Below are 10,426 nucleotides of genomic sequence, written 5' to 3'. Positions count from 1 at the left end.
CACCAACTTGGGTGGACGCCCCGTCGCCTCAACCGGCGCCCCATACTGCTCCAAATCAAACGCCGTCCACGCCAACACAGCCTGGATCGACACCAAACGTTCAGCCGGCGCCATCGCCTGGGCCGGCGCTTCCTCCATCGTTAAACCCGTCTGCACCACTTCCGTCCCTCCCTCCGGCAACAGCCGGCGTTTCTCTCGGTCCCGCGCGAACTGATTTTTCCAGATCGGCCCGTTCATCTGGTGGCGGGGGTGGGATGCGCCGGGCGGCAGGCAAGTATGTTCGCGCCGTTGGCGGATCTCGAAATGCGGCGCGCGCGATGGGACCGTCGCGCAGCACCGCAACGGGCATTGGGCAATTTGCCGGTGACGTTGCCCAGCGAGGCGCCGCTGAAGCGCTTCGCACGTTCAACCTGCAAAGCTTGGCGGGTGCGGCGGCATCAGATGTCTTCGTCGCACTGACCGATGTTCTATGTCCCGACGGCGGTACGATTGACGAAGCCATTGCACGAAATGCGATGTTGGAGACGGCGGCGGAAATGGGGGCGGCCGGGGATGTGCCCTTCGATGCTCTCACGCCGCAGGCTCTCGAAGCGTTCTTCTTGGGAACGATTTCCCGCTCGATTGAATCGAAACTTTTTAGCGAGCTTGGCGGTAAGTCAATTAGGCTTCCAAGCGATGTGACGGCCGTTCGGGCCATCCAACGTGTCCTCCATGACTTTATTCAAGGCACGGTTCGCGACCGATTTACCGCTTCAGGCCAAGCGTTGGCGACGATGCCGCGTGTGGACGTGGATCGCTTCGTACAGACAATCTACGAACAATCGTTTCAGCTAATTCAGACGCTGGGAGAACAGGCATGAGGCGCTTTGTTTTCATCGGTCGCTTGGGTGCAGGCGACACGGCGCCCGTGCCGGTCGTTCAATTAGACGCAGTGCCAGTAATGATCCAGTTCGTCGCCGCGTTTGAGCGGCTCGACTATGGCATTGGCGATGCATTGGAGATGCTACGGCGGCTCGGTAGGCAACCTAGCGAAACCGCGATCGACTTTCTTCTTGTAGCGGCCATGATCAACGCTGCCGACACGCGCGTCTCCCGCAGCATCAACGCGCAAGACGGCTGGACCCGCGAAATCGATATCGTCGTGCCGGTTTCCGACCCTTCTCTTTGGACGTCACAGGCCGAATTATTGTCCCGGACCCTCCGCTTCTTGACCGGAGATCACTGGCGAGTATTTTTCAGGCCACGTCCAAAAGGCTTCGTGCAAATAGCCAAACCGCCAACAAGTCTCGCACTTCTGAAGTTTGACGACATCTGTCTGTTCTCTGGAGGCTTGGATAGCCTTGTTGGCACGATCAATATTCTGGCGGACGGCAGAAGGCCGCTCTTGGTTAGCCACTACTGGGATTCCGAAACCAGTAAGGCGCAAAACGCCCTGCTGGGTGTCCTGAAACATAAATACAGCGCGAACGAATTCCGTTCATTGCGGGTGCGATTAGGTTTCGACAAGAATCATGCCGATACCGGCGAGATCGAGAACAGCCTTCGCGCCCGCTCGTTCTTGTTCTTCGCTCTGGCGGTGTTGGCGGCATCCGCCCTTGGCGGAAAAACGGAGGTAACAGTCCCTGAGAACGGTCTGATCGGGCTCAATGTACCACTGGACCCTCTTCGTCTCGGGGCGCTCAGCACGCGCACGACACACCCCTATTACATGGCGCGAATGAACGAGCTACTCGGTGCTCTGGGCCTGTCGGTCGTCTTGGTGAATCCGTTTCGTCATCAGACCAAGGGGGAGATGGTGGCAGGTTGCCACGATCTTCCTTTCCTTCAGACCTTGGCTAAACATTCAATGTCGTGCTCGTCGCCTGCAAAGGCCCGATACAAAGGCTTGGCACCCCAGCATTGCGGAACCTGCGTCCCATGCCTTATTCGCCGCGCATCGCTTCTTGCCGGTCTGGGCAGGCCTGACACCACGCTGTATGCCGTGCCGAGCCTCACGTCGCATACGCTCGACACCACAGCAGCAGAGGGTGAGCATGTTAGGTCGTTTCAGTTGGTTATCGAAAGGCTCCGCAACAACCCCCGTGCGGCGAAGGCACTCGCAAGGATACCAGGTCCCCTCAATGACGCACCGGCGGAGGTTGATGACTATGTTGACGTTTTTGTTCGCGGCATGCAGGAAGTTGGCTCGCTTCTCGCACCCGTTAAGGCGAAGCCCATTTGACAATTTCTACGCCGCGCATGGTGGATTTTCATTGCCACCTCGATCTCTACCCCGATCTGGCTGACGCCATAGGAACGTGCGACGACGCGCGTACCGCGACGCTCGCGGTGACTACGACACCGAAGGCGTTCAGGCGGAATGTTCAACTCGCCAGCAAGTCGGAGTTTGTCCGTGTCGGCCTCGGCCTGCATCCGCAACTCGTCCATGAACGTTGGAACGAACTGCCACTATTCGAGGCGCTTTTGCCGGAAACCCGGTATGTTGGTGAGGTTGGATTGGATGCAGGCCCTCAACATTACAGGACGTTTGAACGCCAGACGGAGGCATTTCGACGTATCTTGATCGCGTGCGCCAGCCATCGCGACAAGATTCTGTCCGTTCATAGCGTCCGAACTGCATCGAAGGTTCTCGATCATGTCGAAGAATTGTTGCCTCGAGGCTCCGGAAAGGTTGTTCTTCATTGGTTTAGCGGCTCAGCCGCCGAAGCTTCTCGCGCGGCGTCGCTGGGTTGCTACTTCTCTATCAATCAGGCCATGTTCAAATCAGATCGGGGTGTGTCGCTGGTAAAAAAGCTTCCGCCCGATCGGTTGCTAACAGAGACCGATGGCCCGTTTGTCGAGATCGAGGGACATCCTATTGGACCGGGCGATGTGCTCGAGGTCGTTCGCTTGCTCGCGTCCACGCTCGGAAACGAGGTGGATGATATGCGTCGCACCGTTGTGAAAAATCTCGCGGCGCTGGTGTCCAGGACATAGGCACCACCAAGAATCGAGCGGCGCCCTTTCGAGAGTTGCCTCGCTTGAGGCTAGGCGATGGCACCGTGCTCACTGTCAGCTGAGGCGAAGAGAGCACCTTGGGACAAGTGAATACAGTCGCGTTGTATTGAGTTCCTGAAAGGTCGGGCACTCTGAGATTTGAGGTGATTTGCCTATTGGTTGCCGCTCAGATGCCGATCGTTTGCCTACCGGCCTGCGATAATTCTCGGCTATGCTCCCTCCACTGATAAGAGGATGACATGAAAAAGTTCACCCCAAAAGGCAATGTGATTAAGCAGCTCAGGGAGAATCTTAATAGGCTGAGCACGCAAAAGGAGATGGCCAACGAAGTTGGTGTCAGCGATCGAAAGTATCGCATGATCGAGAATGAGAATTCATCCATTCCGATGGTTACTGTAGATCGGCTTGCAAAGGCGCTTGGTGTGCACCGGGAAGCCATCATCTATTCTACGGGAGTGCCAATCGTGGCCGCAGTGAATGCGGCACCTGCATCTCCGTCGCCGCCGCTTGATGACGAAGACAAGCTGATACCAAGGTTCGACTGGGACTACGCGAGAGCGACCACTGACGAAGGTCGGCTTTATAATAAGGCGGTCTCGTCTCATGATATGTCAACGGTCATCGAAACCACATTGACAGAAGAGACCAGCGCATATGCTGAGGAGCTGTTCCAAGTCTTGGGCAATCTAACTTGGTCTAAGCGCGACATCCTCGCAGACATCGCTCCCACTGAAGAGATCGCGATACGCCGACGCATTCGCCAGCTTTTGGTGTTGCTCAAGGGTAATGACGTTTGGGTGTATGAAACCTCGTATTATAGAATGGTGCCCGAACGATACACGCTGGCACCTGAAGGAGAGCCATGCACTCATCAGGGCCGTTTGGTCCTCGCGTTGGGGCCTCCAGGGGAGTACGGAGAGGAAACGCTGCGTGTAAACATCGACAACGGCCAGCCCTTCATGCTGCCGTCCTGGAAGAACTTGCGTTCGAAGAATGCCGGGGGCGACGATGCCGCAAAGTAACGTCGCGAGCGACGATGCGGTGATTGAGAAAGTGTCCGACACGGGCGGGGATATTGTGTTCGGCGAGCATCAGGCCTTTGCCGAGCTACTCGTTTGGTCGGCAGACCGTCCCGCCTGGCAAAAGGACGCGCTCCGGCGCCTTGCGCAGGGGGCGTCGCTAACAGACGGCGACATAGACGAGCTTTTCAAGCTTTGCCTGGACCCCACCTTATCGCATGAAGCGCTTTCCGAGCAGCATGTGTCCGCGCAAGCGACGGTCGGGTTGCCTATTTCTATTTTGCGCATTGAGAAGCCAACGGGCATCAACGCCCTTGCGCCCGAACAGACGCTTGAGTTCGCCGGAACCGGTCTCACGGTCATCTACGGAGACAACGCGTCTGGCAAATCGGGCTATGTCCGCGTTCTCAAACATGCGTGCCGAACGCGCGATCTTGGAATGAAGATTCTGCGCGATGTGGAGGCCACGACCGCCGCCCCGCAATCGGCAAACATCGTTTTCGCTCGTGGGACGGTCGAGGATGCCTTCCCTTGGACTCCGGATGCGCCGGGTCATCCCGAACTGCCTTCCGTTAGTATCTTCGATTCACGTAGCGCAAACATTCACGTTGAGAAGTCGAATGCGGTTGCGTACATTCCCTTGCCGATGAAGGTGTTGGAGGCCCTGGCAGGAGCCTGCGATAAGCTCAAGGAAAAGTTGGACGCAAAGCTCACGGAGCTTGCCGCTAAAACACCTTTGGCAATTAGAACCACGAAACTTGATCCTGAAACGGCTGCTGGTACTTTTGTACGGGGCCTATCTGCCAAGTCCAATGTCGCGCAATTGGACATCCTGGCTTCGCTAAACGACGCCGACATCCAAAGGCTGGCAGCCTTGGAGGCAGATCTTTCGCAAGACCCGAAGCGGGCAGCCGCCCGCATTCTCAATCAAAAAACTAGATTGGACGAAGGGACCACGGCACTCAGGAATCTTTGCGAGGCGACGACGCAAGCTGCTTTCCAAGCACGCGACCGTTTGAAGGCGGAGAAGGACGCAAAAGCTGCCTCTGCGAAGCTTGCCTCTGACGCATTGTTCGCAGCGTCGCCGCTTCCCAACGTTGGTGAAGCGGTATGGCGCAACCTGTGGGAAGCGGCTCGAAAGTATTCGGATACGGTGGCATATCCGGACAAATCGTTTCCAGACCTACACGGACACGATGAGCTGTGCGTTTTGTGCCAGCAACCTCTCGATGAAAGCGCCATTGAGCGGCGCATCACGTTTGAGAGCTTTGTGAAAGGCTCTACGAAAGCGGAGGAAGAAGCTGCCGACAGAGGATATCGTCCAACATTGGCCGCTTCTGCCAAATCGAGCATGAGCGCTCATGCAATCAGGCAGCTCGCTGCGTTTATCGAAACCGAGATCGGAAACGCGTCGCTGGCGGCATTGGTGCGTCAAAACGGAATCCGCGCCGCGTGGCGCCACCGTGCATTCAAGCGAGAAATGCCGGCGCCAGGACAGGAAGCTCCAAATCTTAAGCCTGAGCTTGGTGCAGCGTCGGTAGCTCTTGCGACGCGCGCATCGCAGCTTTCCTCCGATCAAGATAGTCCGCAGCACAAGCTTCTCGTGAATGAGCACCGTGAGTTGAAAGCGCGTGAGGAACTGAAGCCGCTGCTGGCAGACGTTAAGGCCGAGATCGAGCGCCGGAAGGAAGCGGCGGTTATAAACACTGTTTTGAAAGACACTGCCAAAAGAGGGGTTACGACCAAGAACAAGGAGCTGTCGGACAAGATCGTTACGGCCGCTCTCCGCGGCCGATTCATCCGCGAGATTGAAAAGCTCAAACTTGCGCGGATGCCGGTCGAACTTAAGAAAATCAAGGACTCGAACGCAGTCTCATATTTTCAAGTTGTCCTCGTCGAAAAGCCCGACGAGCCTGTCGGTGATATTTTCAGTGAGGGGGAGCACCGCTGCGTTGCGCTCGCTGCCTTCCTTGCAGAGCTGGTGACTTCAAAACAGTATTCCAGCATCGTATTTGACGACCCAATGTCATCGCTGGACCACATCCATCGCAAGGCCGTTGCCGCACGATTGGTCGAGGAGTCGGCCCATCGGCAGGTCGTCGTGTTCACGCACGACCTTACCTTTCTATTCGAGTTGCGCCGGGAAGCGGAGACGAAAGCACTGCCGATTGCGTACCAGACGGTATGCCGCAAACAAAATCGCCCCGGCTTTATCGAGGCCGAATTGCCTATGAAGGCAAAATCGGCATGGCAGCTTGGTCAGTCGCTGCGCTCGGAGTTGAAAGAGGCGAAGCAGCATTTCGATGCGTGGCCGGATGCTCGTAGAACGGTATTTTCGAAGGGGTTGATCGAGCAACTACGAGAGTCATGGGATCAAGGCATCGCCGATTTCATATTCCCGGTCCTTGGGAGGTTCGACAACTCCATCAAAGGGAACAGCCTTTATAAGCTCGCGATCCTCGTTGACGCCGATGTGGCAACCGTTACCAACGCGCGGGGCCGCCTTTCCGAGGATCTGCATACATCCTCAGAGACATTGAATCCGGAAACGGTGTCTCATGCCGATCTGCTCGCCGAGGTCGTTAAGCTGGAGACCTGGCTATCAGACATTGCTGACCGCCAGAAAGTGGCGAAGCCAGTTAGGGGCCACGCTTAAGACTTCTTATTTTATAAGTAGATGCGCCGTCTCTCCTTGGAGGCGGCGCATGCTTGTGCCTCGGTTAATCGCGGGCAGCGTCATCGTCAGCCTGTTCGACCGATAGGACGAAGAGGACGCCTTGACGTTGGCTCAGTTGGACCGGGATCAGATCGAGGCTGAGGATGCCACCGGCTCGTGCTTCCTAGCCCAGATGGCGCCGATCTCTTTAGGTTTGGCGAGGACATCGTTGCCCTTGAGAATCGTTGTGTGGCCATTTTCCCTCATATGAGCCGAAATCTCACCTTTGACGCGTCCAAATTATATCGAGACTGTTGTCACGATTCGGCCGGGGAGGATCAGGAGTCCCTGGCAGATCGCGGCGATGGCGACGAAACCAGGAAAGTCCATCGAGTGCACGAGTCTGCGGACTGTGAGTTCAGGCTTCGACTTCACCTTCAAGCCTGATGTTTTGGCCTGGCTTGGCCTTGGGATCGACGACTGAATACCGATAGTTGGCCGTCGGGATTTTCAGCATGATCCGATCATCGATCCGCTTTTCCGCTGTGGCGATGATTGCCACCCTATCCTCGATATTAATTTCCCCAGCCATAGAATAAGATTCTGGCGCTCTCCAACTGGTCCTCAAGGGGTTGCTAATGTAGGGTGCGGCGGTTTCCTGGGGGCAGGGATGGCGTATACGAACGATCTAGACTTGTTCGAGCATCCTTTATTGCATGTTGCGGCATTAGCTCTGCGACAACAGACGCGCGACCAGGTGGTTGATCTGCTTATAGCCAAAGGCTGCGACCCAGTCGTGGCGCCTCGGTTGGCTGACATCGCCGCCGAAGTGCGGGCAAAAGCGGACAGACCGCCGCCGCCGGTCCGGCTTGTCGGCCTGGGCGTACTCGTCTTTGGCTTGCTGATGCTCGGCTGCGCTTACTATTTGACCACCAAACAAATACCCGCTGCCAGGTATGGTCGCCTAGTCGTTGGTTTTCTTGTAGGCGGGGCCAGCGCCATAACGGGGATCTGGTTGATCCTGACCGGCGGCGAGCGATAAAAACGACTCGCAACTTTATCGATGATGAGGAATATAATCCTCCTGTTGCGGCGACCCTCTCAAAACGGAGATCGCCAAATGGCCAGAACCAAACCATCCAAGCAGCTTTCAGAGGCTGAAATCGAACGCTTCGTCATTGCGGCAGCAGAGCTGCACCGAAGCATAGTCCGCCCGCTGATATCGCCTAACTGTGAGCATTATCGTTCAACGCGGACCCTGCATGAGGCGCTGTTAAAGTCCGTGCGGGAAGTGACTGGCAAGGAAATCGAGTTCATCAAGTGGAACACCACCGGACCGGTGCGGCCTCTTACGGCCGAGTGAACGCACGCTGGCGGCGGTCTAATTGTCGCTCTTCATGCACAAGAGTTGCACCTGACGCGAAAATCGTCGAGTTCTTCAATAACCCGAACGAGCAAGCAATCACGGGCGGCCTGATCAGTTCACGGATGTGCGATCCGAGCCAGCGGCAAATTGGAACACAGGCGAACAACCCGGTTAACGTCCGCGTCAAAAGACACTGGTCGATTTGAGTTCCGAGAGCTTGCCGTCGACGGACAATTGATAGGCTCCGCCTAAACCCGCACCACGCGCGATGATGAGAAAGGCCGCCCTCGGTCTCAATGCCATACTCGATTACAACGCGATTTGGTGGCTGTACGCTGGCTTGTGGGAGCGATTAGGGGGCCCACAAGTCGCAGTACAGGATCGCGCTCAATGGCTTTGGCCGGGCCTTTACCTGGGGAGGTGCTGCGATCAGCAGGGCTACCAGGCAGACGCTTATCATCGCCTTGCTCGACGCCGGCCTGCCGGACCCTTAGTAGCGGGACATGGCGCTCGGTGAAATGTCAAGCAGTGCAGCGACCCGGTTCTTCGCGATTCCTTGGCGGACACCCTCGCTGGCGAAAGCTCTTCCGGCATTGCTCAAACGGTTGCCACTGTCGGACTTCATAATCGTGACCATCTCAGAATGGCGCTTCTCTAGTTCGCGGACCCGCTTGGCCAGCGATTGCAGCTCATTCGTTATCGACATTTTCTTTATGACTCCTCTCCAGCAAAATCGGGAGATTGAGCCAATAGTTTATATATTTTTGCGTGTCAAACCGAAACTTTCGGTGAAAGGAAAAATCATCCTTGTTCGCCAGTTATCGTCGACAACAGGTCAGCCCATGCGTCGACCGCACGTCTCTTTTGCCGCAAATAGTCGATGATATCATAGCTCTGGGCTGTCACCGCGCGGCGCCGCCTTCGGGTAGTGTCCTAATTTGAAGGCAGGTTCGCTAAGGAGGATAGGCCGGCGAGCGCCACGGACACTGCGGTCCAGATCGCCGCCTCCTTATTCTTGGCACCAGACTTCGCGAGGGTGCCGCGAACGGCATTGATCCAAGCGAACGAGTCTGACGTCGGAATTTCTCGTCCCCATTCGTCAAAGGGACGAACTTCAACTTGGCTCGCTTTCCACCATTTATATGCTGCAACCAGCCCTGAGCCCACCGACCCGGCAACTACAACCAATATCAGCCACCACTTCATTTGCTTTATGCTCCGCCACGATAGTCGTCCGCACCGCATCGATCGGTGTATATTGATCGGCCGGATATTCAAGACGGCGAAAATCTGCCGCCTTGCGGCAGCTACCGCAGCGAGCGTAAGCGACAGGCTTTGCTCAACGGAAGAATTGATGGACCGCACGTCAAAGTGAGCATGGAAGATCAAAGCGTCACACCGAAGAAGAAACGCCGCTCCGGCATTCCTAGCGGGAATGCCGGAGAATACTTTGTCATGGGCGAATTGTTACGGCGTGGGTTTGATGCGCAACTCGCCGACCGTAACACCAAGGGATATGACCTGTTGGTCGGGAAATTCAACGATCAAGCCTTGCGAAAGGCACAAGTGAAAACCGTTCGCTCCCCACCCTGGTATGTGAGCAAGGCGAGCTTTGTCGGTGAGTTGATCGATCAAGTCACTGTCTATGTTTTGATCGGGAAGGCAAGCAGCAGCAAGCCGGTTAGATACTTCATCGCTCGGAATCGCGACCTTGCCGCGAATGTTCAAGCGCCCGCCGGCTGGCGAGACAACGCCTTTATGCCTCTCAGGGCCGTTCAAGGATACGAAGATCGCTGGGATATTCTAGTCGAGGTAAATTAGGACACTACCCGCCTCCGGTGTCCATGGAATCGGCGATCACCTAGGAGACGATAAAACGAGCTATGCCGATGCGCTCGCTGGTCACCATCGTGGCGCCGGTGCGTCGCAGATCGTGAGGAACGCGTATCGGCAATTTCAGTAGAAACGCCGCCGAGCGAGCAGAATTGAGTGTTCCTCCGACAGCCGAGCCGGCACCGAATTAATGGGTGTCCTGCTTCTGGCTGCAAGTAACCCAGCTAGATCCCGACCGCAATTCCCACACCTATCGCGATGCCGTCCGCCAAGTGCCGGCGAAGCGAATCGCCAAAGACGTTCGCAACCTCGCGCCAATTCCCATATCGGCCGCGTTCTCTGCAGCCGATCAGGTCATCAAAAACATGATCCATAGGTTCTCTCCTTCGGGCGATCTCGCGTGTAGATCGGCGCCTAGTGAACCCGAGCTGTGTAGATATCCTGTAGATCAGCCGTTTTCCGGCCAATTCTGAAAACCCTGCACACCTTGGAAATGTTGGCTCCCCGGGCCGGATTCGAACCAGCGACCAACCGGTTAACAGCCGCATTCTGGAC

The 10,426-nt window shown here is 56.3% G+C and carries 12 protein-coding genes; 8 read left to right on the top strand and 4 right to left on the bottom strand.

Annotation, left to right across the window (positions count from 1 at the left end; genetic code table 11):
• The coding region (locus FJ471_RS35120) for a hypothetical protein (RefSeq protein ID WP_210242071.1) at positions 1-237 on the bottom strand (237 nt) is incomplete at its 3' end.
• Positions 238-254: 17 nt separating this feature from the next.
• Here FJ471_RS35120 and qatB point away from each other — a divergent pair.
• The 5 genes from qatB (at position 255) to FJ471_RS32880 (ending at position 6,672) form a co-directional block, all read left to right on the top strand.
• On the top strand, positions 255-860 hold the full coding sequence (gene qatB, locus FJ471_RS32900; protein ID WP_140809823.1) for a Qat anti-phage system associated protein QatB: 606 nt from the start codon (positions 255-257) through the stop codon (positions 858-860).
• A complete protein-coding gene (gene qatC, locus FJ471_RS32895) occupies positions 857-2,221 on the top strand; it encodes a Qat anti-phage system QueC-like protein QatC (RefSeq protein WP_140809821.1) in 1,365 nt (454 codons plus the stop codon). The genes qatB and qatC overlap by 4 nt, the downstream gene beginning before the upstream one ends.
• Positions 2,218-2,976, top strand: coding sequence for a Qat anti-phage system TatD family nuclease QatD (gene qatD / locus FJ471_RS32890; RefSeq protein WP_246684894.1), 759 nt, complete (start codon positions 2,218-2,220; stop codon positions 2,974-2,976). The genes qatC and qatD overlap by 4 nt, the downstream gene beginning before the upstream one ends.
• Positions 2,977-3,236: 260 nt before the next feature.
• A complete protein-coding gene (locus tag FJ471_RS32885) occupies positions 3,237-4,019 on the top strand; it encodes a helix-turn-helix transcriptional regulator (RefSeq protein WP_140809819.1) in 783 nt (260 codons plus the stop codon).
• On the top strand, positions 4,006-6,672 hold the full coding sequence (locus FJ471_RS32880) for an AAA family ATPase (protein WP_140809817.1): 2,667 nt from the start codon (positions 4,006-4,008) through the stop codon (positions 6,670-6,672). Before FJ471_RS32885 ends, FJ471_RS32880 begins: the two co-directional genes overlap by 14 nt.
• A 418-nt stretch (positions 6,673-7,090) precedes the next feature.
• Here the strand turns inward: FJ471_RS32880 and FJ471_RS35015 are convergent, their stop codons facing one another.
• Positions 7,091-7,234, bottom strand: coding sequence for a hypothetical protein (locus tag FJ471_RS35015; protein WP_181179917.1), 144 nt, complete (start codon positions 7,232-7,234; stop codon positions 7,091-7,093).
• A 108-nt stretch (positions 7,235-7,342) separates the two neighbouring features.
• Between FJ471_RS35015 and FJ471_RS32875 the strand changes: the two genes are divergently transcribed.
• Positions 7,343-7,714, top strand: a complete 372-nt coding sequence (locus FJ471_RS32875; protein WP_140809815.1) for a hypothetical protein — start codon at positions 7,343-7,345, stop codon at positions 7,712-7,714.
• A 78-nt stretch (positions 7,715-7,792) separates the two neighbouring features.
• Positions 7,793-8,035, top strand: coding sequence for a hypothetical protein (locus FJ471_RS32870; protein WP_140809813.1), 243 nt, complete (start codon positions 7,793-7,795; stop codon positions 8,033-8,035).
• A gap of 493 nt (positions 8,036-8,528) precedes the next feature.
• Here the strand turns inward: FJ471_RS32870 and FJ471_RS32865 are convergent, their stop codons facing one another.
• Entirely contained in the window at positions 8,529-8,744 is a 216-nt protein-coding gene (locus FJ471_RS32865; RefSeq protein WP_140809811.1) for a hypothetical protein, read from the bottom strand.
• 227 nt (positions 8,745-8,971) lie between these two features.
• Complete coding sequence (locus FJ471_RS32860; protein ID WP_140809809.1) at positions 8,972-9,244, bottom strand: hypothetical protein; 273 nt, start codon at positions 9,242-9,244, stop codon at positions 8,972-8,974.
• A 45-nt stretch (positions 9,245-9,289) separates the two neighbouring features.
• Here FJ471_RS32860 and FJ471_RS32855 point away from each other — a divergent pair, with 45 nt between their 5' ends.
• Positions 9,290-9,859, top strand: coding sequence for a hypothetical protein (locus FJ471_RS32855; protein ID WP_140809807.1), 570 nt, complete (start codon positions 9,290-9,292; stop codon positions 9,857-9,859).
• Positions 9,860-10,426 lie beyond the last annotated feature (567 nt).

Origin of the sequence: Mesorhizobium sp. B2-7-1 (assembly GCF_006440735.1) — a bacterium.
Classification (GTDB): domain Bacteria; phylum Pseudomonadota; class Alphaproteobacteria; order Rhizobiales; family Rhizobiaceae; genus Mesorhizobium.
This window is presented reverse-complemented; position numbering and strand designations above follow the sequence as displayed.

Bases quoted from the DNA above. Each gene is read 5' to 3' on its own strand.
- qatB (WP_140809823.1), top strand. From the start codon at position 255: ATGCGCCGGGCGGCAGGCAAGTATGTTCGCGCCGTTGGCGGATCTCGA.
- qatC (WP_140809821.1), top strand. From the start codon at position 857: ATGAGGCGCTTTGTTTTCATCGGTCGCTTGGGTGCAGGCGACACGGCG.
- FJ471_RS32885 (WP_140809819.1), top strand. From the start codon at position 3,237: ATGAAAAAGTTCACCCCAAAAGGCAATGTGATTAAGCAGCTCAGGGAG.
- FJ471_RS32880 (WP_140809817.1), top strand. From the start codon at position 4,006: ATGCCGCAAAGTAACGTCGCGAGCGACGATGCGGTGATTGAGAAAGTG.
- FJ471_RS32875 (WP_140809815.1), top strand. From the start codon at position 7,343: ATGGCGTATACGAACGATCTAGACTTGTTCGAGCATCCTTTATTGCAT.
- FJ471_RS32870 (WP_140809813.1), top strand. From the start codon at position 7,793: ATGGCCAGAACCAAACCATCCAAGCAGCTTTCAGAGGCTGAAATCGAA.
- FJ471_RS32865 (WP_140809811.1), bottom strand. From the start codon at position 8,744: ATGTCGATAACGAATGAGCTGCAATCGCTGGCCAAGCGGGTCCGCGAA.
- FJ471_RS32860 (WP_140809809.1), bottom strand. From the start codon at position 9,244: ATGAAGTGGTGGCTGATATTGGTTGTAGTTGCCGGGTCGGTGGGCTCA.